The sequence below is a fragment of the Paenibacillus chitinolyticus NBRC 15660 genome (genome assembly GCF_000739915.1).
Lineage (GTDB): Bacteria > Bacillota > Bacilli > Paenibacillales > NBRC-103111 > Paenibacillus_F > Paenibacillus_F chitinolyticus.
Genome location: NZ_BBJT01000007.1, coordinates 182064 through 206766 on the forward strand (window position 1 = coordinate 182064; position 24703 = coordinate 206766).

General features: G+C 54.8%; 20 protein-coding genes. 9 read left to right on the forward strand and 11 right to left on the reverse strand.

Annotated elements, in window-relative coordinates; translation table 11 throughout:
• Positions 1-6 precede the first annotated feature (6 nt).
• Complete coding sequence (locus PCH01S_RS18035; RefSeq protein WP_042231862.1) at positions 7-1575, forward strand: PucR family transcriptional regulator; 1569 nt, start codon at positions 7-9, stop codon at positions 1573-1575.
• Positions 1576-1590: 15 nt separating this feature from the next.
• Entirely contained in the window at positions 1591-2364 is a 774-nt protein-coding gene (locus PCH01S_RS18040) for an SDR family oxidoreductase (protein ID WP_174446829.1), read from the forward strand.
• Between the two features lie 120 nt (positions 2365-2484).
• Here PCH01S_RS18040 and PCH01S_RS18045 read toward each other — a convergent pair whose 3' ends face one another.
• Positions 2485-4248: a methyl-accepting chemotaxis protein gene (locus PCH01S_RS18045; RefSeq protein ID WP_042231436.1), complete on the reverse strand. Its 1764-nt coding sequence runs from the start codon at positions 4246-4248 to the stop codon at positions 2485-2487.
• A gap of 256 nt (positions 4249-4504) precedes the next feature.
• Here PCH01S_RS18045 and PCH01S_RS18050 point away from each other — a divergent pair, with 256 nt between their 5' ends.
• From PCH01S_RS18050 to PCH01S_RS30535, 6 genes are all read left to right on the forward strand, one after another.
• Positions 4505-5659, forward strand: a complete 1155-nt coding sequence (locus PCH01S_RS18050) for a YhgE/Pip domain-containing protein (RefSeq protein ID WP_084706635.1) — start codon at positions 4505-4507, stop codon at positions 5657-5659.
• Between the two features lie 84 nt (positions 5660-5743).
• Positions 5744-6274 (forward strand): PadR family transcriptional regulator, encoded by a 531-nt coding sequence (locus PCH01S_RS18055; RefSeq protein WP_042231439.1) that lies wholly within the window; start codon positions 5744-5746, stop codon positions 6272-6274.
• 186 nt (positions 6275-6460) lie between these two features.
• Entirely contained in the window at positions 6461-7675 is a 1215-nt protein-coding gene (gene yedE, locus PCH01S_RS18060; protein WP_042231441.1) for a selenium metabolism membrane protein YedE/FdhT, read from the forward strand.
• Entirely contained in the window at positions 7665-7892 is a 228-nt protein-coding gene (gene yedF / locus PCH01S_RS18065; protein WP_009675875.1) for a sulfurtransferase-like selenium metabolism protein YedF, read from the forward strand. The genes yedE and yedF overlap by 11 nt, the downstream gene beginning before the upstream one ends.
• A gap of 163 nt (positions 7893-8055) precedes the next feature.
• On the forward strand, positions 8056-9456 hold the full coding sequence (locus tag PCH01S_RS18070) for a DUF5050 domain-containing protein (RefSeq protein ID WP_042231444.1): 1401 nt from the start codon (positions 8056-8058) through the stop codon (positions 9454-9456).
• 139 nt (positions 9457-9595) lie between these two features.
• Positions 9596-10054 carry a hypothetical protein gene (locus PCH01S_RS30535; protein WP_129112439.1) on the forward strand — a complete coding sequence of 153 codons (459 nt, stop codon included), beginning with the start codon at positions 9596-9598 and terminating at the stop codon, positions 10052-10054.
• 334 nt (positions 10055-10388) lie between these two features.
• Here PCH01S_RS30535 and PCH01S_RS18080 read toward each other — a convergent pair whose 3' ends face one another.
• The 3 genes from PCH01S_RS18080 to PCH01S_RS18090 form a co-directional block, all read right to left on the reverse strand.
• Positions 10389-11408, reverse strand: a complete 1020-nt coding sequence (locus PCH01S_RS18080) for an NADP-dependent oxidoreductase (RefSeq protein ID WP_129112440.1) — start codon at positions 11406-11408, stop codon at positions 10389-10391.
• A 167-nt stretch (positions 11409-11575) separates the two neighbouring features.
• The gene (locus tag PCH01S_RS18085) at positions 11576-11869 is read right to left on the reverse strand and encodes an ArsR/SmtB family transcription factor (RefSeq protein ID WP_042231448.1); all 294 of its coding nucleotides are present in this window, start codon (positions 11867-11869) and stop codon (positions 11576-11578) included.
• A 31-nt stretch (positions 11870-11900) separates the two neighbouring features.
• Complete coding sequence (locus tag PCH01S_RS18090; RefSeq protein ID WP_042231449.1) at positions 11901-12302, reverse strand: winged helix-turn-helix transcriptional regulator; 402 nt, start codon at positions 12300-12302, stop codon at positions 11901-11903.
• 198 nt (positions 12303-12500) lie between these two features.
• On the opposite strand from PCH01S_RS18090, the gene PCH01S_RS18095 reads away from it, so the two are divergent.
• Positions 12501-13703, forward strand: coding sequence for an MFS transporter (locus PCH01S_RS18095; protein ID WP_042231451.1), 1203 nt, complete (start codon positions 12501-12503; stop codon positions 13701-13703).
• A 103-nt stretch (positions 13704-13806) separates the two neighbouring features.
• Here PCH01S_RS18095 and PCH01S_RS18100 read toward each other — a convergent pair whose 3' ends face one another.
• The 7 genes from PCH01S_RS18100 to PCH01S_RS18130 form a co-directional block, all read right to left on the reverse strand.
• Positions 13807-14661: a diguanylate cyclase domain-containing protein gene (locus PCH01S_RS18100; RefSeq protein WP_042231455.1), complete on the reverse strand. Its 855-nt coding sequence runs from the start codon at positions 14659-14661 to the stop codon at positions 13807-13809.
• The gene (locus tag PCH01S_RS18105; RefSeq protein WP_255246851.1) at positions 14651-16738 is read right to left on the reverse strand and encodes a cellulose biosynthesis cyclic di-GMP-binding regulatory protein BcsB; all 2088 of its coding nucleotides are present in this window, start codon (positions 16736-16738) and stop codon (positions 14651-14653) included. Before PCH01S_RS18105 ends, PCH01S_RS18100 begins: the two co-directional genes overlap by 11 nt.
• Before the next feature lie 49 nt (positions 16739-16787).
• Positions 16788-18041 carry a glycosyltransferase family 2 protein gene (locus tag PCH01S_RS18110; protein ID WP_042231458.1) on the reverse strand — a complete coding sequence of 418 codons (1254 nt, stop codon included), beginning with the start codon at positions 18039-18041 and terminating at the stop codon, positions 16788-16790.
• A 10-nt stretch (positions 18042-18051) separates the two neighbouring features.
• Positions 18052-19602 carry a hypothetical protein gene (locus PCH01S_RS18115; RefSeq protein WP_042231460.1) on the reverse strand — a complete coding sequence of 517 codons (1551 nt, stop codon included), beginning with the start codon at positions 19600-19602 and terminating at the stop codon, positions 18052-18054.
• A complete protein-coding gene (gene wsfD, locus PCH01S_RS18120) occupies positions 19580-21142 on the reverse strand; it encodes a glycan biosynthesis hexose transferase WsfD (RefSeq protein ID WP_042231462.1) in 1563 nt (520 codons plus the stop codon). Before wsfD ends, PCH01S_RS18115 begins: the two co-directional genes overlap by 23 nt.
• Positions 21143-21164: 22 nt before the next feature.
• Positions 21165-22295, reverse strand: coding sequence for a hypothetical protein (locus PCH01S_RS18125; RefSeq protein ID WP_042231468.1), 1131 nt, complete (start codon positions 22293-22295; stop codon positions 21165-21167).
• Positions 22296-22606: 311 nt separating this feature from the next.
• Positions 22607-24517: a family 20 glycosylhydrolase gene (locus PCH01S_RS18130; protein ID WP_042231470.1), complete on the reverse strand. Its 1911-nt coding sequence runs from the start codon at positions 24515-24517 to the stop codon at positions 22607-22609.
• Between the last annotated feature and the right edge of the window lie 186 nt (positions 24518-24703).

The window sequence follows — 24703 nt, forward strand, 5'->3', positions numbered from 1 at the left end:
GAGCCGATGACGACGTCTTTTACGGTTAAAAATTTGCTCGATATGCCGCTCTTCCGGGGAGTCGAGGTTTTGGCGGGGGCACAAGGGCTGTCCAACGAAATTTTCTACGTAGACTGCATGGAGACGCCGGATCTCACAGGCTGGCTGCGGCCCAATGAGCTTATCCTGACCACGGGCTACTCCTTCCGGTTCGAGCCGTCCATGCTGTGCAGGCTTCTCGATGAAATGCACCGGGTCGGAGGTTCTGCCGTCGGCATCAAAACGAAGCGGTATTTGCAGGAAGTGCATCCCGAAGCGATCGAGCTGAGCAACCGCTACGGCATTCCGCTGTTCGATATTCCGCTGGACGTGCCTTTTATGGACATGACGCGCTCCATTATGGACCAGATTTTGCAGCGGCAGGCTTATCTGCTTAAAGAAGTCCACGAAGTGAACCAGCAGTTCACCGGCATGGTCCTGAACCGCAAATTTTCGGAGCTTGTGATTCTTATCGGGAAGCTGCTGCGCTGTGAAGTGGCCATTCTCAACCGGGAAGGCGAAGTGGAGAGCTGCACGGCGGACTATAACGCGGCATCCGGTGTGGAAAACCGTCCTGTTTTTACGGGGAACCGGATATTCGGAACGCTGTCTCTTACGCGGAAGTTGGAAGACGGGGACCATTTCGAGAAAATGTGCCTGGATCATGCCGTGATGGCTCTCGCCATCGAATTTACGATCCGGCAGGCCCAGCAGCTTCACCGGTCGCGGGAGCAGGAGCTTTTTGCGGCGGAGCTTCTCTCGGGCGGGGTTTCCCGCCAGGAAGACCTGCTCCGGTACAGGGCCAAGCATCTGGGCATCCCTTACGGCGGCTTCGTTTACGTCATGGCGCTCCGGGCCTCCTGTCCCGCGGATACGGATTCCGAAACGGTTAAGACCCTTCACTCCCGCCTGGCCGAAGAAGTGAACCGCGACAGCGGCGGGCAAAGACGGCTGGCCGTCGAGATCAACGACCGCCTGCTCCTTATCTGCGCGGCAGACCGGCCGGAGACCGGGAAGCAGCTGGAAACCGCCCGCAAGTACAAGGCGGAGCTGGAGGCCAGAGCTTCCCGGATCGTTGGGACGGACGCAGCCGCCATGATCGTCCGGTGCGGCATCGGCGCTGTCCGCGGCCAATACGCGGACCTGCACGCGAGCTGCCTGGAAGCCCGGCAGGCTCTGGCTTTCGGAGAGCAGGCGGCGGATCAGCCGGAAGTGCTCCATTTCCATGACAGGCTGGTAGAACATCTGCTCATGGACGTTGCCGGCCACCCGCTTCTGGAACAGCTTCACGGGGAGCTGATACAGCCGCTGCTGGATTACGACGGCGAAGCCGGGACGGAGCTGCTGCCGACGCTCGAAGCTTACCTGAAGTCGGGCAGCACGAAACAGGTGGCCGAAGAGCTGTTCATCCACCGCAATTCCGTCTTGTACCGGCTGGAGAGAATCCGGGAACTGCTGCGGACGGATATTCATGATCCGGACATCCGGTTCCGGTTGGATCTGGCGATCCGCTACGGACAATCCCGGAAAATCAAGCGCGTTTGCCCTCAGCTTTAACTACGAAACGAGGAGATGGATGCGATGTCAACGTTAAGAGACCAGCGTGTCGTGATTATCGGAGGAAGCTCCGGAATCGGGCTGGCGGCAGCCCGGCAGGCTGTCGGACAGGGAGCGGAAGTGATTATCGCGGGACGTTCCGCGGAAAGGCTGCAACAGGCTGAAGAAGCGCTCAAGCTTCCGGAGAGCGGTGTGTCGTCGCATGAGGATATTCACCCGGCCGGGCGTGTGCGGACCTTCCGGCTGAACAACCGGAACGAAGACGAGCTGCAATCGTTCTTCGACCGGGTCGGAGCTTTCGATCATCTGTTCACCCCGGGCGCTTCTTATGTGCGGGGACCGATCACCTCGGACGCGGAGACTGCGCACAGCTGCTTCGAGGGAAAATTCTGGCCGCAGTACAACGCCGTCAAATACGCGGTGCCTTATCTGTCCCGCAGCGGCTCCGTCGTGTTGATGTCAGGGGCTTTCAGCCAGCGCCCGCTTGGCGACGGGGCTTCCTATGCAGCCTGCAACGGAGCCATCGAAAGCCTCGGCAAAGCGCTTGCGGTCGAGCTGGCTCCCGTACGTGTCAACGTGGTCTCACCGGGCACAATTGTGACCGATTTCAATTGGGAGGGCGCTTCTCGGGAGAAGCGGGAGGAGTCGTACAACGCGTACAACGACATGTGCCTGCTGGGCCGAACCGGAAACGCGGACGAAGTGGCGCACACGGTCGTGTACTTGATGACGAACGGCTACACGACCGGAAGCACTCTTTTCCCGGACGGCGGTTACATCTTACGCTGATGCCGTGAACGAGGAGCTGCCGCCCTTCCCTTGCTTCCGCCCATATGCCAAAAAGCCGCCGGCCCCGGAGATTTCCTCCGAGGCCGACGGCTGTTCTTATTGCAGGCAGGCCGGAACGCTTTAGGAAGCCGATGCGGCCAGCTCCCCTTGTCCTCGGTAATGAGCGTTTGGCTGACTTGCCGCCCCCGGTTCATCGCCCTCGAATTTGAATTTCTGAATTTCGTCCTGCAGCTCCTTCGCCATGTGGCTGAGCGCGTCGGAAGACGCGGAAATCTCCTCCATGGAGGCGAGCTGCTCCTCACAGACAGCCGCTACACTCTGGGAATGGCCGGAAATATCCGCAGACAAGCCGGCGAGCTGTTCCTCCGCCTTAAGCAGCTGCTCCATAGCGGCCGACAGCTCTTCGGTTGCCGCCGAGACTTCCTGCACCTGGCCGGTTACGGCCCCGATCGCTTGGTAGATGCCGTTGAACGCTTCCCCGGTGCGGTTCATAACGCGCGTTCCCGCCTCCACCTCCGCGGAACCTCGGTTCATGGCGGTCACCGATTGAGCTACCGTCTGCACCATCCGCTGAATACCCTTCGCGATTTGCTCCGAAGCTTCCCCCGTCTGCTCCGCCAGCTTCTTTACTTCTCCCGCCACCACGGCGAACCCTTTGCCGTGCTCCCCGGCCCTCGCGGCTTCGATGCTCGCATTAAGCGACAGGAGGTTCGTCTGCCGGGCGATATCCTGGATGAAGGCCGTGATCTTCTCAATGTTTCTGGACTGCTCGCCCAGGTCATGTATAACCTCGGCGGATTGTTCTATCGTGGTCCGGATCTGCTGCATCTGGACCACGGTTTCCCCGAGCAGCTTTCTGCCCTCTTCCGCCTGAAGCGCCGCTTGTTCCGATGACTCCACTGTGATCGAAGCGGACTCGGCAATGCGCTGGATACCCTGAGCGCTTTCCTCGATCGCCTGCTTGTTTTCACGCAGCTGGTTCACCTGCCGGTCGGCCGTCCCGGAAATATCCTGCATCGATTCGGCCACCTGCTGCGCGCCCGTGACCGCCTGTTCGGAGCCGTCCGACAATTCCTTGGAAGCGGCGGCCACTTCAACGGCGTTCCGGTTGATTTTGGCGAGCAGCGTCCGCAGGTTCGCTTTCATTTCATTAAAAGCCCCCGCCATTTGGCCGATTTCGTCTTTCTGCCTCAGCCGCACATCGTCGCCCGTCAAATCGCCCTCCGCGATCCGCTTGGCCGCCTGGGCCACCAGTGTTACGGGGCGTGCGATCATCCGGGTAATCAGATAAGCGAGCACAATGCCCGCGACAAGCGCCGTAAGAAGCGTGACCCGCAGAAGCATCTTGATGTCACTTACCTTGTGTGAAATCTCCTGAACGGACTGGTTCAACTGCGCTTGCTGAAAGTCTTCCAGCTCCGCAGCCGTATCCGCCAGTTGGCGGGCCATGGGCACGCACTTTTCTTCTACCAGCCGGGTGTAATTCCGGATATCCTCCGCTTTTTTGTAGGCCGCTATTTCGTCCACGATACCCGCATACTGTTCTTCCAGACTACTTAGCCGGGCGGCCAGTTCTTTGGACTTGTCCTGATGTATATTAGCCTGCAGCTTGCTCATATCCGCTTTGAACGTCTGTCTGTCCTGCTCGTAACTTTTAAAATGTTCTTCATTGCCCGTCAGGAGATAACCCCGCACGTTTTTGGTTTCTTCGGCCGCGGTTGTTCCCAAATCCTTGATAATCAGAATTTTCTCTACCCGGTCGTTAATGAGACTCTGATATACCTGGTTTACCGAGGTAAGCTGGTAGAGCCCGATAGCCCCGACCGTGAGAGTCAGCAGCAATACCGCTGCAAAGCTGAGCGCAAGCTTCTGTTTAAACTTCATAAGGTTCCTCTTTTTTATGTAATGTTTAGGTCTTAATTCCTATTAAACCTGAAATCACGGTTTTAAAACATGCTATTTTCGGCTTTTTTCGATAAAGATTTCATAAAATTTAAGTCTTCTGACTTAGTTTCATGTTTAAGACCCGTTCATCATTTATTCATTTGACAAGCCGGCCCGCCAAGCGTAGAATTACAAAAATAAATTACTCTAATTAGAGTACTTTAGATAGAATATATTTCTCTAGGAGTGAGAACACGTGAACGGATTTTTAAATTTTATGAAAAGCAAAGCCGTGATCGGCGGGTTAACGATGATCCTGTTTTACCAGGTCGCGTTTATCGCCATTTTTATGTCCGGATACAGCGCGATTCCGAAGAATATCGACGAGCTTAAGGTCGCGATCGTCAACGAAGATACGCAGGCCGGCAAGGAAATCGCCGCCAACTTGCAGAAAGAGCTCCCTTTCCGCGTCACGACAGGCGCTTCTCTGGAGCAGGCCCGGGAGGAGCTAAACGACCGTGACGTTCATATGGTCATCCATATCCCCGCGAACTTTACGGAGAAGCTTTCCCAGCAGAACCAGAAAGCTCCCATAGATTTTATGATCAACCAGTCCAACCCGGCGACGGTTACCAGTACGATGCAGTCGGTCGTTACGCAAATTACCGGCAGCCTGAACCAGCAGTTCGCCGTACAAAGCGCCCAGGGCATTTTGCAAAACTTGAATATGCCCGAAGAGCAGGCCAAGCAGCTCGCGGCCGAGATCCCGACGAAGCTTGCGCCGAGCACGATCAATATCAATAAAGTGCCTGCGGGGATGCATAACCAGATGGCGCCTTTCTTCCTGGCCATGGTCAGTTATGTGGGAGCCATGATTTTCTCCATGATGGTTACGGGCGCAACCCGGGCCTATACCCCTATCCTCGGCCGCGCCAAGGCTTTCTGGTACGCGCAGGGAGTAAACGCGCTTGTCGCCTTCTTCTCTCCGCTGATCGGCCTGACGATTTACTTCCTGATTCAAGGCGGTTACGAGGCCAGCGTCTTCCTTCAGGTATGGCTCGTTCATGCGCTGGAGCTGTTCGCGGCGATCGAATTTATGTCTATTTTCTGCTACCTGCTCAAAGACGCCGCGATTTTCGCGAACCTGACGCTCATGCTGTTCCAGACCATCAGCAGCGGCGCCGTCATGACGCAGGATATGATGCCGGCTCTGTTCAGATGGATAAGCCACATCTCCATCATGTACTACACCGTCCAAACCGATTTCAGCCTGCTTTTCGGCGGAGGCAAGATCGGGGAAAATCTCCTCGGACTCGCCGGTATGGCCATAGCGTCGCTTGTGGTCGGACAGTTGGCCTATCTGTTCGTTTCTCCCGGATTCAAGAAAAAAGCGCTGACGGATGCTTCTTGAGCTCTCTTCGTGTAAAATAAGAAGGTCTGCGGGGCCGATGGCCCCCGGCTTTTCACCATGATAGTTCAAAGGGGAGACTTTCCGATGTCACTGCAGATTTTTATTCTGGGAATCTTATGCGAAGGCAACCACCACCCTTACGATATAAAGAAAATGTTCAAGAAGAACAACATGGAAGACGTCCATAAGATCAGCGACGGAACCCTCTACTACAATTTTGATGTCCTGTTAAAAAAGGGCTGCATCGAAAAGCTGGAAGTCATCCGCGACGACAACCGTCCGGAGAAAACGACCTACGGAATCACCCCGAAAGGCCGCGAGTTTCTGGAACAGGAAATCTACGCGAGCTTCCGGAATTTCACCGGAGTCGAATCGCTCTACTCGCCTACCCTGTTTCTGAAGCATGCCGACAAAAACAAGCTCGTTTTTCTGATCGAGGAAGTCATGGACAAGCTGAGGAACAGGACCGAGCAGCAGAATCAGGAATGGGATGCCTTCAAAGATAAAACGCCGCCGAGCGTTCATCTCATACAGGAGTATGTCCAAAGCCGGATGAAGCTGGAGTCGGAGTGGCTGGAGAAGCTGCTTGCCTTCGTTAAAAACGGAAGCGAATAACGGGTCCGGTCCTCCTCATGGAACGGATGAAGTCACAATTCGGATCAGGTGCAAAAGAAACTTTTGCCCTGATTTTTTGTTTTTACGGAATTTTTTATAAAGCGGAATTCCCCTATTGTTCCGGAGGTTGTAGTAGAATGAAGGATGGATAAGATTGACTACTCAGAGTAAGGGGCTAGAAGAAGTATGCGGGAGACCGTCAAAAAAATTTTCACTCATTACTGGAGTCCTTATATCGCCATGGGTTTGGCCGGCGTCTTAAGCGCTCTGTACTTCGGCATCACGAACACCGTTTGGGCGGTAACCGGGGAATTCACCCGTCTGGGCGGGCACATTCTCCAGCTCTTCGGCGTGGATGTGTCGGATTGGGCTTATTTCAAGCTGGTCGGCATGAACGGGACTACGCTGACCCGTACCGACGGATGGATCGTCTGGGGGATGTTTATCGGCGCCCTCGTTATGATTCTGCTCAGCAACAATTTTAAAATCCGCATCCCGAAGCAAAAACGCCGGCTTGTGCAGGGGTTTGCCGGAGGAATTATCGCCGGTTTCGGCGCAAGGCTGGCCCTCGGGTGCAACCTGGCCGCCTTCTTCACGGGCGTGCCGCAGTTCTCGCTGCACTCCTGGATCTTCATCGCGGCTACCGCGATCGGCACTTATCTCGGCGTGAAGGTCGTGAACACGGCCTGGTGGAAAGGCAAGCCCATGCTGAGCAAGGGCAATACGGCCGCAGCCCCGTCAGCCGCGAAGAAACGGATCGTGCAGCCTTACGTGGGGGCCGGGATTGCCCTCGCTTACGCGGCGCTTATCGTTTATTTCTTCGCCGCGGGCAAAACCATGCTCGGCGCCGCCGCGATTTTCGGCGCCGCCTTCGGCATTCTGATCGAGCGCGGGCAGATCTGCTTCACCTCGGCGTTCCGGGATCTCTGGATCAGCGGCCGGGCCACCATGACCAAGGCCATTACCGCAGGCATGGCGATCAGCTCTGTGGCTACACTGATCATCATCCTCGTGTACGGGCTGGAGCCTATCACCAAAATCGCCGCACCCAGCACGCTTGTGGGCGGAATTTTGTTCGGCCTCGGCATCGTGCTTGCGGGAGGCTGCGAAACCGGCATGATGTACCGGCTGATGGAAGGCCAGGTCGTCTTTCTGCCGGTCTTTATCGGCAACATTATCGGAGCGACCGCACTGGCTTACGCCTGGGATCATCTCGGCGTCTTCAACCTGCTCGCGAAGAGCGGCTCGAAGATTAACCTGATCCCGCTGATGGGCCCTTACGGCGCCCTGTTCGCTACGCTCGCGCTGCTTGCGGCCGGATTCGCCGTGGCCGCTTATTGGCAGAAAAACTACCGGTTCGGAACCGGATTCAAGAAAGGGGACACCACACATGTCCGTTGATTACACACTCGATATCAGGGGCGAATCCTGCCCTTATCCCGTCATTTATACACTGGAAACCCTTCGCGATATGAAAAAAGGGCAGCTTCTGCAGGTGATTGCAGACTGCCCGGCCGCCTTCCGCAACGTACCGGAAGAAGTGGTGAAGCACGGCTATACGATGGCTCAGGAACCGGTCAGAGACGGACAGGAATTTACGCTGTATATCCGGGCGTAGCGAAAGGTCTGCAAGGATTGTCCTTATCATCCGATATAGGAAACTATCTTCTTTCGAAAGGTCGGTTGCATCCAGAATGAACGCATTCTTCTCTTCAGGTTTACATACCAGGAACAGCAAAAACGGTAATTCTTCACGCTTCAAAAGGAAAGCAGGGCGGCTCTTGCGCCTTGTTCCCGCGCTGATCGGACTCTCTCTGTTCGACTTCTCCGCAGGGATCTCCTCCGCATCCGCATCACCGGGACAGGATGTGTCGGTCGTCGTCAACGGCGCCGAACTGTTTCCCGATTCCCGCGCCTATATTCAAGGGGAGTCCGGCTTGACATACGTCCCGCTGAGGTCGCTGTCAGAGGCGTTTGGCACGGAAGTCGAATGGTCCCAATCGACGAAAACCGCCACTGTGCGCAAAGGCGCCACTCTTATCGACCTGACGGTCGGGAGCACTCTGGCGCACATAGACGGGCGCGAGGCCGCACTGGAATCTCCCGCGGAGCAAGAAAACGGCCGGGTCATGGTGCCTGTCCGTTTCATTGCCGATGCACTCGGCGTTGCCATCGCTTGGAATGCCGATACCCGGACGGTAACTCTGGGTGATACGCCGGCCCCGGCTTCCGTGTTTGCCCCGGGCGAAGGAAACGACGTCCAGAACATTCTGAATCAAGCATTCGTCACCCAATCGAACGGGTGGGTGTATTATCAGAATGTGGGCGATGAAAGCAAGCTGTACCGGATGAAAGAAGACGGGTCGCAGCCTGTAAAAATCACGGATGACCCCGCCGTTCAGATCCAAGTGACCGGGGGCTGGGTATACTACCGGCTTCTCACTCAAGGAGAACGGACCGACGCGGGGGAAGTGTACCGGATTCGGCCCGACGGCAGCGAACGCACGAAGCTCAGCAAAGAAAAAGCCGGACAAGTCTATGTAACCGGAGACTGGATTTACTATAACGTTACGGCGGGTTTCGGCTCAGGCCCTCTTTTCAAGATGAAGCTGGATGGAAGCGGCAAACAAGAACTTTCGCAAAAAGACGAGGATGTAATGGATTTCGTCCTCTATCAAGGACGCATCTATTACAAGCGGAGCACCGGAGGTCTCTATTCCCTGGACCTTGACGGCCGAAACCGCAAAACCTACACAAAGGAATTCGTTCATGAACTGCGCGCGGCCAACGGCTCCATCTACTACCATAAGGACGCTAACCAGCTGTTGAAAATGTCCATACAGACCGGCGAGGAATCTGTGGCTGTGGACAACGTGCCCTTGAGCCGTTATTATGTAGGACCCGATTATCTCGTTCTGGAAAAGGCGCTGAGCTTCCTTGACCGCAAAGTCTACCTGACCGATCTGCAGGGTGCCGGGGAAAAACTCCGGGTAGACAACACTCTTGTTCAGTTAAATGTTATCGGCGATTGGATCTATTTCATCACTTATGAAACAAAGAGTTCCGAAACGCACCGTTACGCAGACATCGTTATTTCTCTCGGCCGTATCAAGAAAGACGGCTCGCAGCGTGAAATCATCACGTCCAAAACGAGCAATCCGTTCCCTAACGATCGGCTGTAACAAAAACGCACAAAAAACCTCTCAAATGCAGAGTTTGAATAAAATAATAATTTTAACAAATTTTGTAATTTTTTCACTCTTTAACCTGTCTATTCTATTGGAGCTTAAAGTTCCTAAAATCAGGGTTGGAGGAGATCATATGCGAAAAAGATACGCAAAAAATTTGTTGGCCTTAGGTGTTGTTGCTTCAGCATTACTGGTAGGATCTCAATCGGCTTTTGCAAGTGACGGAGTGGGAGACTCCCGGGGAACCGCAATTCCTATTTCCCCCAATTCAGCTGCCGTGCAAACTATTTCCGACAGTACGGATGTTGATTATTTTACATGGACCAACAACACGGGGAACAGGATAAGCAGCGCTTCTGTTCATCTTTACAGCCCTTCGAACAATAATTATGATCTGCAAGTTATACAAATTTTGTCTCAACATAATAACTTCGAGGCTACGACAACAGCCAGTGACCACGGCAACGGGATAGAAGATAGTGTCAGCTTCAGCCCCATCTATCCTGGTGACACCGTCTATTTTAAAGTTTACGGACACGACTCCTCCCAATACGGAAGTGCTCCTTATACCTTGTCCTTCTTCACCTATTAAGACCAAACAAAAAAACCTTATTCCAGGAACACCCCGAAAAGGCCATAATGGACAATCCGGGCCTAGCGACCTGTATACCCGCAAAACCCAAAAACCCTCCGAAACCGCAAATGCGGAACCGGAGGGTTTTTCTTTTTCCGTTTGTACTATGCCTTGCGCTTCAAAATCCTTTTCTTGTGCATAAAAGTATTGATGCTTCCCGATGGCCTCTTGCAGATTGTTCAGCGCCTGGGTGCGAAACTGGATCTCTTTCGTTTGTCCGGTATGGCAAAATGTCCGCCGCCGTGTGACCAGTTCCCCATATACTGACATCTCTAAACCGCAAGATTCTCGGTCACTCTCCGTCCGCCTCGCTTACTTTTACAAGCATTTTTCCCAGATTGGTTCCTTTAAAAAGCTCCAAGAACGCTTTAGGAACGTTGTCGAAGCCTTCCACAATCGTTTCTTCGTACTTCAACTTCCCTTCGGACAGCCATTTGCCCAAATCGGCCCCGGCTTCATGAAAACGGGAAGCATAATCGCTCAGAACGAAGCCTTGGATCAGAGAACGGGTCTTAATCAGTTGAGGCTGAATCCGGGGACCCAGGTCGCCGTCCGTGCTGTTGTAGGAGGAAATGGCGCCGCAAAGCGGGATCCGTGCATGGTCGTTCAGCTGTTTCATCACGGTGTCCGAAATTCGTCCGCCCACATTGTCGTAGTAAACGTCAACTCCGTCCGGACAAGCTTTCGCGATTGCTTCATCCAGGTTATCCGCCGTTTTATAGTTAACCGCGGCATCGAAGCCCAGCTCTTTCTCCAGGTAGGCGGTTTTCTCGTCCGAGCCCGCGATACCGACGACGCGCGCTCCTTTCAGCTTCGCGATCTGCCCGACCATCATGCCCACCGCTCCGGCCGCGCCGGACACGACGACGGTCTCGCCTTCTTGCGGCTTGCCGATATCCAGCAAACCGAAGTAGGCCGTCATTCCCGTTAGTCCGAGTACGCTCAAATAAGCGGACAGCGGGGCCAGGTCTTCGTCCACTTTGCGGACGGCTGAAGCGTCTACCGTGTTGTACAACTGCCAGCCGAGCATCCCCAGCACTTTGTCCCCTGTTTCAAATTGCTCCGAACGCGACGATACGACCTCCCCGACAATCCCGCCGCTGATCGGCTCGTCCAGCTTGTAAGGCGGCACGTAAGATTTGGATTCGTTCATCCTGCCTCTCATATACGGGTCAACGGACAAGTACAGCGAACGCACGACAACCTGGCCCTCGGCAGGATCGGATACGGGAACTTCCCTGAATTCGAAATGATCTACGGTCGGCATACCCTCGGGACGCGAACGGAGTAAGATCTGTTTGTTCATCGGCACATGAATTCACTCATTTCTCGTTGGTTTTATTGAACAATGGTTAATAAAAAATAAAGCTACCGGACAAACTAGCTGCATCAAAGGGGGCGTGACCTGTTTTTTACCCTATTTTGATAGTTTTAAAACTCTTCAACTATTGACCAAAAAACACAGGCTTCCCGACAATTTTACAAACTGTCCAAGAAACCCGGCAAAAATCGATAAAACACGTCTCTACACAGTTCGCTCGTTTTATTCTGGCCGCTGCGGCTCACTTTTATGAGGCCGGCTTCATACAAAATCTTTAGATGATACGATACGTTCGATTTGTCCATGCCTATGGACTCGCCAATTTCCCCGCACGTATTGCTGCGGTCATGACGATGAAGATACCGGATCATCTCGATCCGCTTCACTTCGGCCAGCGCCTTAAAAATCTTGACCCGCTGCTCGTCTTCCACAATTAATTGTTCGATAGTCATAGAATTATTTTAGAATTCCTCCTATGTTATGTCAATTTACTGGCGACTCTTCTTCCTTATCAAAGCTTTTGTCGTTTAAAAAACTGTCTTCCAGGACGGCTGACTTGTCCCCGTATACTTTAACGATGTGATTCTCGCCCCAGGCGCAAAGAGAATCGAGGATTTTTTTCAGCCCCCACCCGTATTCGCTAAGCTCGTAATCCACGCGAGGCGGAATTTCCTGGTGGATCGTTCTTTTGATAACTCCGTCTTCCTCCAGCTCTCGCAGCTGCTGGGTGAGCATTTTTTGCGTAATCGTCGGCATAAGGCGCTTCAGCTCGCTGGTGCGCCTTTTCCCGTGCGTCAGGTGGCATAGAATCACACACTTCCATTTTCCCCCGATAATCTCCAAAGTCGCTTCAACCGGTATGTTGTATTTCTTCTTTGTTGTCATGTTTCAGCCTCCATTTTATAGGTTTCCCCAAAGATACTACGTTACTCTCAAGTACCTATAATACTTAAAAGTACGTTCTTTTCATGCAGGTCTCTATCCCCCATAATAGCATTCACCGGCCGGTATTCACCATACCGTTCGTTCAAATAACAGACTTCCAGTTATACCCGGAATTCTGAACCGATAGGAGAGAGAACCATGATTGCCGTTTCACAGAAAAGCACACTCGCTCTACTGGCCCTGGCCATTAGCGCATTTGCTATAGGCACCACCGAGTTTATCAGCGTAGGGCTGCTGCCTCTGATTGCGGAGGACTTGCAGACCTCCTTGACGACAGCGGGACTTACTGTCTCCATGTATGCGCTCGGAATTACGCTCGGTGCCCCGATCTTGACGTCCCTGACCTCCACGATGACGCGGAAAACGCTGCTCCTGTGGATTATGGTCGTCTTCATCATCGGCAACAGCTTGGCCGCCGGAGCGACGACCATAGGCGTCCTGCTTGCCGCCCGCATTGTCTCTTCGCTGGCCCACGGGGTCTTCATGTCCATCGGCTCGACCATCGCGGCCGATCTCGTGCCCGAACACCGCCGCGCCAGCGCGATCTCCATCATGTTCACGGGACTGACCGTGGCGACCATTACCGGCGTGCCGATCGGCACCTTCATCGGCCAGCAGTGGGGATGGCGGCTCGCTTTTGCGGCCATCGTCGTTGTGGGCGTCGTCGCCTTCATCGCGAACAGCGTGCTCATCCCTTCCACCCTGCCGAAGGGAGTCCGCACCACGTTCCGCGATCAGCTTAAGCTCGTGACGAACGGCAGGCTGCTCCTGATGTTCGTCATTACGGCGCTGGGCTACGGCGGCACCTTCGTCGTGTTCACGTTCCTGTCTCCCCTGCTGCATACCGTCACCGGGTTCGGGGAGAATACCGTCACCCTGCTCCTCCTCGTTTACGGGGTAGCCATTGCCGTGGGCAACGTGATCGGCGGCAAAGCCGCGAACCGCAAGCCTCTGCCCGCTCTGCTGGTCATGTTCCTTCTGCAAGCAGTCGTCCTGTTCACGCTTGCTTTTACGGCTCCTTACAAGGCAGCCGGACTGATTACCATCATACTGATGGGGCTGTTCGCCTTTATGAACGTGGCCGGGCTTCAAGTCTTCGTCCTGACGCTCGCCAAACGCTATGTTCCCGCAGCGGTTGATGTCGCATCCGCGATCAATATCGCGGCGTTCAATGCCGGGATCGCCATCGGCGCTTACCTGGGCGGTATCGTCACCGAACGTATGGGCTTGATCCATACCACCTGGGTGGGCGGCATCATGGTGGTGGCCGCCGTTGTTCTGACCGGCTGGAGCCTGCTTCTTGAAGGCAGGAATGCAGCCCAAGCAAAAGCGGCAAGTTAACCGACGATAAGAATCATTTTCCCTTTGGAGCCTGGTTCCATACACAAAAACCGGTACGCTGAGCCATTCAGCATACCGGTTTTTTTCATGCAACAAAAAGCTCCTAAACGTCATATTCCAGTTGTTTCTTCGCCTGAACGATAAAGTCGATCGGTGAGTGGATCGTCTCCGCCTGGTACTGGATCGCACCCATTTTCAAACTGAGGTCGACCTTGTATTTCTGGGCAAATTCCCGGGTGTTGAACTCTTCCAGGCTCTGCTTGATCCGTTCCATCACGACTTTGACCCCGTCACGGTCGGTGAACAACAGCAGCCCCCATGTGGCGTCTTCCTTGTCCAGCAAGTACAGGGCATCGTTGGTCCGGATGCTGGCTTGGCTGATTTTGGAGACGTCGATAATAGCTTCCGCAAGCTGTTCATCGCCGATGAGCGGGCGGATCTCGTTCCAGTACTTCACCTTGATGACGAGCAGCGTCAACGGAATGTTATACCGGGTCGAGATCCCCGCGAACACATTCGCATCCTTCCGGAACGCGAGGCTGTTCTTGAGGTCCGTCCGTTCGTCCAGCGTCGCCAGCCGGGCCTTCTGCTTCTGCAGATCGTCGTTCTCGGCCTGGAGCTGCCTCGTCGCCGTCGTGAAGAGCCAGATGACCACCGTCAGGACCGGCGTCATGATCAGCCAGAAGTAAGTCGATACGCCAATGGTCTCCCCGCGGGTTACGGTCTCGTACAGAATGTAGGTCCCGTACCCGAAAATGAACACGATGTTCAGGATGAGCCCGGCTGTAACCGTGGTGAAGTAAGTGACTATCACAAAGAAGAAAGCGAGATTGAGGAAAATCAGATTTTCCACGTACTTGTTCGGGTCCCCGGCAGTGAAAGCGACGCAGATGTTGCACAGCACCAGCAGCACCAGGAAAGCGATATCGGATAGAAGCGAACTACGATTAACTTTCATCGCGGCCACCTCTCTTCTTCAAGTGTTTGCGGATCAGCAGGATCAGCGAGAGAACCGCAAGTGCGGCGATCAGCACGAAAGCGACCAGGAAGCCGAGAACGTCGCCGCGCTGCAGCACGTCCTTCACCAGGGACTGGTCTCCCTCACCCGCTTCTTTCTTAAACCGGTAAGCGCTGACGCTGCCATCCTTATCGGTGAAGACGCCGTCGCCGTATACTTTCCACTTGGCGTTCTCGTTGGCGATCAGCTTGGAAGCCAGGTAATAGTTTTCGGCACGGGCTCCCGTCACGGCCAGAAAGCCGTTGCCCGCCTGGAATGGCGAGGCCAGAAGTTGGAGCGTTCCCAGCCGTTTTCCGTACTCGGTTTCAATGCTTATTTTTTCGTTGGACAGAATGCCTTCGCCCTTGGGATCGTACTTGAAGTATAGATTCTTGTTGTTTTCCTGAATGAGCTTGTTGTCGATAAACGTACCGATGGCGATAATATTGGAATCCTTCAGCTCGTCCGATCCCGCCGTATCCTTATAAAAACGGACGTCCCCGGTGTTGCCGCTGGCATACTGGCCCAGCAGGTTGAACACATTCGAGACGGAACGGTACGTGTAGTCATCTTTCGCCTCGGGAAGCACGACCGCTACGCGGTTGTACACTCCGTCACGCAGGAACGGATACGGATAGTTGTTGAACAGCATATCCGTCCGGTCCTTCGTTTTGAAATTAATCATGGAATCCTTCGTAAGGAAGGCCCATGGCGTCTGATTGCCGTTCTGCGTACAGGCGGCACTGATCATCTGCAGGTCAAAAGCGACCGTCACGGAGAAGTTGCCGGATACCGCGGCGTTGGACGGAATCGCGAAAACGGCCTTGTCTCCGTTAGCCATTTCCTTCGTCAGCTTCTTGCTGCCGATCGGAATGTTGTTAATGGAGACCGTCACCAGAGAACGGTTGAAGTCGAGATTCTGGGCATACCGGAAATCGAGAGTGATCTGACCGGCATCCGCGATGGACCGGTTGGTCGGCAGGGATACGAAATAGGACTTCTCCCGGTGGCCCGGCCCTCTCACTTCATCGCCCGTCTCGGTAAACGTCACCTGGGTGCTGTAAGCAACGGGAGGCGTCGTTACATCGGTGCTCTCCTCGACGATCTTCAGGTCGCTGTCCGTCTGTTCCATCAGGGACGGATTGGCGACGAAACGGCCCGCATGAACGAGCAGCTTCGGATTCTGGGAGGTCACGACCAGCGTCGGCTGCGTGTCCTTGTTCACCAGCTGGATGACGGCCTTCGTGTTGTAATCCTGCTTGCTCAGCAGCCCCTTGATTCCTTCCGGAAGCCGGTCATACAGCCCGACGAGGACAACCGCCTGCTTGTCCTCCAGCACATCGGCCCGGTAAGGCAGCAGCGGAATATCCTTATCCGCGTTTTTCTTGGCCTTGGCGAAGCCGGAGAGCGCGTATACGGCCGCCTCCAGTTCGGCGGAGTCGCCGTTATCCGGTACCGTCAGGACGCTCTGTCCGGCGCCGACCGTATCCAGTCCCGCGAAACGGTGACTGAAATCGTTGATGGCCGCCTTCAACTCGGCGTTCGTGTAGGCCACATCGATGCTCGATGTCGTAAACAGGCTGAGCCAGTGATCGGGCGCATCGTCCGGCGCGCATATCTCGTTATCGACCGTACGGATGTAGCCGGTTATCTCCAGCACGTTGCTGCCCTTCTTGAGCCATTCCTTAGGCGCGGATACCGACAACCGCTGGCGCCCGTTATCGGCGGCCACAGGGCGGAAGGAATAAAACGCATGACCGTTTACGGATAAAGTGACACTGGATATCAGTTCTTTAGCGAGCTGCGTGGCCTGATAATCCAGATTGATTTTGACCGTGTCCACGTTCCAGTAGTCCATCAGCTCGAAATACTTCTGTTTGGAGCTTACGGCACCCGACAAGGATGCTTCGCTTTCAGTGAATGCGGTCTGATAAGTGCGCGCTGCCCCGCTCGCGGGAGCAGCAGCGGCGACCTGGCCGAACTGGACCGCGAATATCGATAAGAGGCAGATGAACACCAGCCATTTTTTCATAGTCATCATGAAATTCTCCTGTACTCGATTTTTCGTTGAAACCTTCCTAAGCGCCTTAATAGCGTTCGGTTTTGTACCATTTTACTTCCCGGCCGAAAAGTTGATCCTTGAAATAGTTATAAAGGCCGTAAGCGGCGACCGCCATCCACATCTGGCAATAGGATACGTACATGAGCATGATGATCCAGACATTGGAGAGGTTCATCTCACCTTTTTCGGTGGTTAACGTGACATAAGTGCCTACTACAAAGAGCGTGACCGCAAGCAGCCATAGAAACGTACTGAAGCTTGCGATGGTCGTATGTACATAACCCAGCGCATTGAGCACAAGCAGAACATCGGAGGTCACGAGCGCCGTCACCAGGAGGAAATAGATCGACAGCAGATAGATAATATCGAACCGGATCCTCTTCGCTTCGGGGCGAAAGAGCAGCTTGCAGTTCTTCACGATCACGTAAATGTTGCCCTTGGCCCAGCGGGTCCGCTGTTTGAACCACACCTTGACGGTCTGCGGCTCCTGTTCCCACGTGACGGCCTTCGGCTGAAACTTGATCCGGTAGCCCATCATGTAGATCCGGAAGCTGATCTCGGTATCCTCGGCGATCGCCTTCACATCCCAGCCCCCGATGCTCTCCACGATATGCCGCCGCATAATGAAGTTGGTGCCGGGTATGGTGCACAGCTTGAACAGCTTCCACCTGCCGGCTTGTGCCATCCACTGGAACGACAGCGTTTCGATGTTAATGAAGCGCGTAAGCAGATTCACATCCCGGTTGCGGGTGCGGAACTTGCCGATGACGGCACCGAGGGAAGCGTCGTTCGTGATTTCCGCCACCAGATACCGCAGCGCTTTTCTTTCCGGCGTGTTGTCGGCGTCGTAGATGGCGATCAGCTCGCCCTTGCTCTGCGCGAATCCCAGGTTGAGCGCATTGGACTTCCCCTTGCCTCCCGTTACGGAATCGGTATTGATAATGATGAGATTGCGCCGGGGATTCCTCGCCTGGATGCCCGCCAGCAGCTCCGCGCTGTTGTCCGAGGAATTATCGTTGATCACGATAACTTCATACCGGTCGTGCGGGTAATCGAACGCCAGCAGCGCTTCCACCGTCTGGCTGATCACCTTGCCTTCGTTATGAGCCGGGACCATGATCGTGACGAAAGGCTCTTCGCCCGCCGGAATGTCCGGCATAGGCTCTCTCTCGGTTTGCACGTAATAGAAGTAGCCCGCGATAATGAGCAGAACATTGACAAGAAGAAGAGACCAGATGCACAAGACCGCTATCAACATCAGGTAGTCTGAGATAGTCATGGAGAGCTCCTTATTTCAAATATTTTTTGCGGTACAGACGATATCCGACCACGATCAAACCTCCGAAGACAACCAGGGACACCACAATAATGATGATAAAAATGCGGTTCTGAACGCTGAATGCCCCTGCCAGGCTCTGCTGCTGTTTCTTCTCGTATTCATAATCGGCACTGATTTTTTGGGGCGTGTATTCCGTATTGACCGGACTGCCGTTGATCGTAACGGTACCGCGGGACGAAGCGACGAGAGTATCCCCCGCCTTCACCTCATGACTTCCGTATTTATAATCCGCGAACGGAATCCCGGAGGACCCCAGCGTTCCGACAGCCTCCTCCATCTCTTCTTTGCTCCCGAAAAAGTCATAAACGACGGCGGTATCCATCGGGAAAACAGGAACCGACCGGTCCGCGGCGCCGAACTGCCGGAGAAAGCTCATCGGCATACTGTACGGAGCGGACGCGAAAGGCTTCGACGTATCGGACGGATCGATGTACAGCGTCTTTACGTCCGGGAAAAGAACCGCGGAATCGAAGAAGCCGAGACCCGATTTCGCGTACTCCTTGTCGTACGCCCAGTACATCTCCGTGCCGACGCCGAGCGGAGCCACCCCGTTCTTCGCCAGAACGGCGATAAACCAGTTCATCTTCTCCCGCAGGGTGCCGCCTTCCCGGCTCACTCCGTCCAGGACGACCGGAGCGTTGACCAGAATGCTTCCGTTGCGGGTCTGCACGTATTTCAGCGCTTCCTCATACCGCTTCATAGCCGGGAAGTCGGTATTGCCGAATACGGGCCGGATACTGATCACAAAAGGAATACCCGCCCCGTACAGCCTGTCCGCCGTCTCCTCCAGCAGATTCAGATCGGAGAAGGGGTAGATTTCTTTGAGGACCACATAGGCTTGGCCGTTCTCCTCTATACCTAGCCACTTTTTCAACACCGTAGCCATGGCAAGCTCGCTCAAGTTCCCTTTCTGAAAATAAGGGACATACGCCGTTCCGCCCGCCTCGGCGCTAAAGGGCGCCTTGCGCCCGCTTCCGCTGAGCGTAATCGTGCCGTACGTGCTTCCGCCCGTCTGCGTCAGCACTTCGATATCACGGACGGGGATATCCGCCTGCGTCCGCTTGTCCGCGGCAATCTCGGCGGTATCGCGGCTGACGGTCTCCGTTGCGGCGGAAAGCTTGTCGCGCGTTTGGGCCGGCAGTTGATACCCCACATGCAGGTAAGCTCCCGGATAAGCGGACAAATCGTCCAGATACGCCCGGTTGCTTATGCGGATATCCCCGTCGTTGACGACGGTAACGACGTTGGTGTAAGCCTGCATCGTTCCCTGCTTGTACCGGTCGATACTCGATACGGTCACCTGGGTGCGATAAGAGGCCAGGAGCTGCTGAAGCACGGTCACATTGCCTTCGCGCGGCGTCCCTTTGGCCAGGCTGTCGTAAAGCAGCAGCACCTTGACGGGCTGGGACCCGGCAGCGGACGCGTGAGGCAAAGGAATCAGCAGCAGAACGAGCAGGAACAGACGCGGCAGGCTGATTTTATAGGCTTGAATGCTGCGCAAGCGCGTTCCCACCTTTCCCGGTTCCGGTGCGGATCTTATCCGCTTCATCTGCCGCGTACTCGTGATTACGCATCAGGCGGCGGCTTAATCCGTCCGCAATCGCCATGAACGTGACGAGATCGAATGCGACCGTGAACAGAAATTCGTGCTTCGCGAGATCCGCGTCCCCCGCCCCGATGATCGAGACCAGAATGCCCGCCAAACCGATAAAAATCATCGTGACGATCAGAAGGAGACGTTGGGCAAGCCGAGGGTCGCGGGCCCGGAAAGCGGCGACAAACGAAGGCATGTACAGGCCCACGATGACTACGATCCAGATCACGATGAATCCGTACGTTTTGGGCGACAAGCCTTTCTTCATCACACTGTAACCGGAGAAGAAATCCGCGTGCGTCCCGAACGGTTTTCCGGCGGAGGCTTCATAGTTCCCCATCGCCGTAGGCCGGATCGTAAAAGCGTCCTTGGCCGCCACATTCAGGATGGAATGCAGCTTATCCGGATGAGTGACATAGTAGGCCAGAATGGAAACGAACCCATAGCGGCTGTAAAAATCTTTTTCAAGCATGGGTGAATTCACGTCCACGGTAGCGTAAGGCTCGTAAAAGATACTGCCTTTCAGGATCGCATACTGCTTGTCGATCTCGAACGATTTCAGCGTATTCTCGGGATTCGCGGTCTGCATCAGAACTCCCCGCGTCATGGCGTGATACTGGTTGATGTTCACGAATTCCTTGGAAATCATGGCGTAAGTCGCCACCCCCGATACGAACAGCAGCACCAGCGACCCCGCCGTAATCAGCCGGAAAAGCTTCTCTTTGCGGACCCACAGGAGTACCACGGCCATACAGGCGACGATCATGCCGACCGGGGCGTTCTGCTGCTTGGACGTCGTCAGGATCAGCGTGCTTATTACGAACAGTGCCAGCAGCGCGTAATCGTTGTATCTTTTGCGGTACATAAGCAGCCAGGACGCGAAGACGAACAGCATCATGACGTATACGATGCTTTCCCCGAAGAAGGAACTGAAGTAGGCGGTGTACCCCGTATCACCGAACATAAAAATAGCCAGGAGCGCAATAAGATAGCCGTGTTTCCTCGCTATTTTCCAGGTCAAAGCTTCCACCAGCAAATACACGGCAGCCGTCAAGAGCAGCGTAAAGAGCAGCGCTTGAAAGCGGATGTCGAATACGACGGAGCTGAACAGAAGCTGGTTGAGCAGGAGCGCCGCTTTAATGAAGAGCGACTGGGATGACACTATGGTCGTACCGTTTTCGTTAAAGTACTGGTAAATGCCGTATTGCTTGACGAAATAGCCGAAGCGCTGGCTGTCGTAATCCGGCAGATTGAAATAAAGCCCCTCGCTGTAGATGCTGCGGAAAAAGTCCCCGTTATCGGCTACTCCGATATACGGAGGAACAAACAAGGCAAAGCCGGTGATCAGCAGAACACCCAAAGCGGCCAGCAGAGCCGGAGAAACATAACGTCCCGCCAGCAAAAAACCTAGACGGAGCCGCTCTTTGATGGATTTTTCCGTCGTCATCCGGATCACCTTCCTTAGTTAGTTAGTAAGTATAAGCCAGCAGGGCCATGAGATTATCGAAGGAATACGCCTGGCCGGATGCGACATCGCCGAAGCCCCCGTTAAGCGGGCTGCCTTCGTCTTTCACCTGATAGGCGTTCATTCTCTGAATGCTGTCCTGATAGAGCGACGCATCGCCGATCTCCGAGCCGATCATCGCCGTAATCGCGTAGATCGCCGTAGACTGCACCTGAGTGGCGGGCGTCCCTTCTTTCGTATAGCGGCCGTACAGGGTCCCCGCTTTTACATGGTCCTTGATGTAACGGATGCTGGCCGGAGCCGGTTCGCCCGCTTCAGCCAAATGCAGCACCGTGAGCAGGGATTCCACCATGTTGATCCCCTCTGAGGTGTAGGCGTTCTTCTCGTAATCGAACCGTGTCTCGTAGAAAGGGAACGCGTCCGACAAATATCCTTTTGCGATAAGGCTTTTCATATTATCCAGCAGCGCTTGCCTGGAAGCATCCGGGGCAGGCAGCATGCCGAGCGTCCGCAGGTCGATATAGCAGAGCGTCACGAACTTGTTCGTAATCCCGTACGTTTCATCGTAAAAGTCGTAAAGCCTGCCGTCCTTCACGTTCGTTTCGTAGAACCGCTTGCCGTATTTCTCCGCTTCCTTAGCGTAAGCCGGTTCGTCGAAAGCCTTGGCCGCCTCGGCCAGAGCCCGGATCACCCGCAGATCGTCCACAGCCGCGTTGAGCGGGTATTTCTTCTGCTGTTTGGGACTGTACCGGTAGCTGAAGCCCCGCTTCAGGTCAAATGTCTGTTGGGCAAGCGCCCAATGCCGCGCGAATTCCTCTTTCCGCTTGGATCGTGCGTCTTCCCTCATTTGAAGCGAAGCGGATTCGCTGAGCACTTCGTGGCCCGTGGCCGCTTCCTTGGCTTCGTCCGTTTCCTTGAAATTCGTAAACACGCCGAATGGACCCGTCATGCGGGTCTTTACAAAAGCATACAACGCCTGCCGTTCGTTCTGCACGTTGATGATTTTTCCATTCTGCCCGGCCGGTTCCCCGGAAGGGGCCGGCATCGGAGGAGCGTCTTCTGTTTTCCGGTTGACGATCAGGAACAAAACCAGGCACAATACGACACCGAGCGCGATTGCGGTTCCTTTCTTCAAGCCGTCACTTCCTTTATTCCGAATCTCATTAAATCACCGTTATCTATGTTTAAGCTTAAAATCCGCTTTACCTGCCAAAATATTCTACCTCCTTAATACTGCCACAAAGTCGCAAATCAAAGCAATGCCCGTTCCATTAAATTTGACATAAGGCGACATTAAGAAAAGCCGCAAACGCGGTCTCCCGGCTTGAGCGGCTCTTAAGAGATAAGGAATTCCTCTGCGGGTTTCCCGCAAAAAAAGAAGACCCCTCTCCTGACGAGGAGGGTCTTCCGTTACTTCCTTGCATATTGGCGATTCCGGATTCCGGCTTAGAACGGATTATTGACGTGGAAAAAGACGTTTGGCGACGCCATCCGGTAGTAGAAGCTGCACCAGCCGACGCCTTTGTTCGTGAACCGGTTCGACGTGCTGTACAGCAGGCGCTCCTGCTCCAGTTCCTCGATCCGGCCGATCCGGCCTTCCGCGTAGTCCAAAAGCCGCACGGATGCAGTATCCAGACGGCTCAGAACCCCGCCGTAACGGATGTCGATGACTTCCCATCCGAACGGCTTGAACATGCTCAGCCACTGGGTTCTGTGTGCCGCCCGCAGGGCGCGCACCGCTTCCGCAATCTCCGGAAGCACGTCTTTCGCGATACGAGTCAGCGTATCCTTATCACCCGCATCATAAGCGCGCTTAAGCTCGATGCCGATCTCGCTCTTGCGCTTCAGCACGCCGGCCAGCTTCTCCGGCACGTCGAAGATGTAGTCGAGCGACGCGCCCGGGTCGCGCCTGCTGGAGATGTCCTGCTCCACCTTCGCGTAGTGGGCGGACATCTCCAGCCCCTCGATCTGCTTGTCGAACAAGCCAAGCAGCACGTCCTGGTACAGCAGGAACTTCGACGGGTTGCTCTGTTTGCGGTTGTCCGGCTCCGAACCCGGCGTTTCGTCCAGGTACTTCATCTGGAGATAGGCGTCCGCCTCAAGGCCGGTGCAGAACTTCACACGCTCGGCGAGCACGTCCCAGTCCGGGGAGCCCTCCGTATACGCGTGCTCCGCGTAAAACTGCAGGCCGAGCAGCGCAATGTACGGGTTGCTCTCCATCCCGTCGTCGCCCCACATGGTCGCGTAGGCTTCGCGGATGCCGTGCTTCTTGTTCACGCGCAGCGCGGCGTCGGTCGCTTTCAGCGACAGGCCGTAGTTCACGCCGAACGTATTGAACACCCAGACGCCGCCGGCGTATACGAGATTGCAGCCGAGCGGAGCGTGCTGGGCAATCTGGTTTTCGTAGTCCGTTTCTTCGGTATGCACATAATCCCAATACACCAGATCCACGTCTTTGGGAATACGGGCGGCCATCTCAGCCGGAATTTGCGTGTCTTTGTTGTAATGCTCGCTGCCCGTGCCGGAAGCCAGCTTAAGGAACATATCGCTCCACATCATCGCTTTCAGCCCGCGACGGCGCGTCATGTCCAGCACCTTATCCAGGTGCGTGATCATAATGTCAAAACGGCTCGTAAACCCGTTCTTGTCCAAATATTTGCCGCGGCCCAGCTCTTCCGCCTCGTCCATGCCGATGTGGATTTTGCGGCTGCGGAACGGTGCGCTGGCCGCATCGATCATCTTCTCGACTAGCTCGTCCGTTTTGTCGTAGCTGACCAGAAGGGCGCCCTTCGTGTCTTTGTAGTCCTTAACGGGCTCCCACTTCAGGAACTCTTCCAGGTGGGCAAGCGTCTGGATGCTCGGAAACGCTTCGATTCCGAACTGATCCGCATAATCGTCGATCTCTTTCAGTTCCGCTTGTGTATAGCGCCCGCGCATATACCCGAAATACGGCTCCCCTTCGATCTCGTAAGTGTCCTCGAGATACAGCATGACCGTATTCATGCCCATCAGCGCCATTTTGCGGATCATGAATTTAAAGCTTTCGAGCGTCAGTACTCCGTTGCGGGACAAGTCGAACATAGGTCCGACAACGTCCAGATGCTGTTTCTCCCGGATGCTGAACGACTCTCCGCCGCTTCCGTGCTGAACAAGAAGGCCGAGCGCGCGGTAAAACTGATGCTTCTGCCCGTAGCGGATATAAGCCGCTCCCTGCTCCAGACCCACTTCCAGATCGCCGGATGACGGTCCGACGGCAACTTTCAATCCGTCTTCCGCTTCCGTGACGGAAAGCTCCTGCAGCAATACCTGCAGACCCGGCTGCAGCCCTGTCAAATCTCCTTCGAAACGCAATTTCATTAGCGGTTTCCTCCCCAATTGTTTTCCTGTTCCCGGCTTGGCCGGTCTCTCTTTTTGTATGGGCATAAAGACCGAATCTTACGATGACTGAAAGCTCTTTACACCGTTTCATCGAGTCAGCAGCTTCATGAACTCCGGTAAAAGCGTGGTTCCAGACTAACGGCTAACTTCCCTCAGCGGAGACCG

What these genes read in the sequence shown, in the direction of transcription:
- PCH01S_RS18035 (WP_042231862.1), top strand. Translation starts at nt 7, where the DNA reads ATGACGACGTCTTTTACGGTTAAAAATTTGCTCGATATGCCGCTCTTC.
- PCH01S_RS18040 (WP_174446829.1), top strand. Translation starts at nt 1,591, where the DNA reads ATGGATGCGATGTCAACGTTAAGAGACCAGCGTGTCGTGATTATCGGA.
- PCH01S_RS18045 (WP_042231436.1), bottom strand. Translation starts at nt 4,248, where the DNA reads ATGAAGTTTAAACAGAAGCTTGCGCTCAGCTTTGCAGCGGTATTGCTG.
- PCH01S_RS18055 (WP_042231439.1), top strand. Translation starts at nt 5,744, where the DNA reads ATGTCACTGCAGATTTTTATTCTGGGAATCTTATGCGAAGGCAACCAC.
- yedE (WP_042231441.1), top strand. Translation starts at nt 6,461, where the DNA reads ATGCGGGAGACCGTCAAAAAAATTTTCACTCATTACTGGAGTCCTTAT.
- yedF (WP_009675875.1), top strand. Translation starts at nt 7,665, where the DNA reads ATGTCCGTTGATTACACACTCGATATCAGGGGCGAATCCTGCCCTTAT.
- PCH01S_RS30535 (WP_129112439.1), top strand. Translation starts at nt 9,596, where the DNA reads ATGCGAAAAAGATACGCAAAAAATTTGTTGGCCTTAGGTGTTGTTGCT.
- PCH01S_RS18085 (WP_042231448.1), bottom strand. Translation starts at nt 11,869, where the DNA reads ATGACTATCGAACAATTAATTGTGGAAGACGAGCAGCGGGTCAAGATT.
- PCH01S_RS18090 (WP_042231449.1), bottom strand. Translation starts at nt 12,302, where the DNA reads ATGACAACAAAGAAGAAATACAACATACCGGTTGAAGCGACTTTGGAG.
- PCH01S_RS18095 (WP_042231451.1), top strand. Translation starts at nt 12,501, where the DNA reads ATGATTGCCGTTTCACAGAAAAGCACACTCGCTCTACTGGCCCTGGCC.
- PCH01S_RS18100 (WP_042231455.1), bottom strand. Translation starts at nt 14,661, where the DNA reads ATGAAAGTTAATCGTAGTTCGCTTCTATCCGATATCGCTTTCCTGGTG.
- PCH01S_RS18105 (WP_255246851.1), bottom strand. Translation starts at nt 16,738, where the DNA reads ATGACTATGAAAAAATGGCTGGTGTTCATCTGCCTCTTATCGATATTC.
- PCH01S_RS18110 (WP_042231458.1), bottom strand. Translation starts at nt 18,041, where the DNA reads ATGACTATCTCAGACTACCTGATGTTGATAGCGGTCTTGTGCATCTGG.
- wsfD (WP_042231462.1), bottom strand. Translation starts at nt 21,142, where the DNA reads ATGACGACGGAAAAATCCATCAAAGAGCGGCTCCGTCTAGGTTTTTTG.
- PCH01S_RS18130 (WP_042231470.1), bottom strand. Translation starts at nt 24,517, where the DNA reads ATGAAATTGCGTTTCGAAGGAGATTTGACAGGGCTGCAGCCGGGTCTG.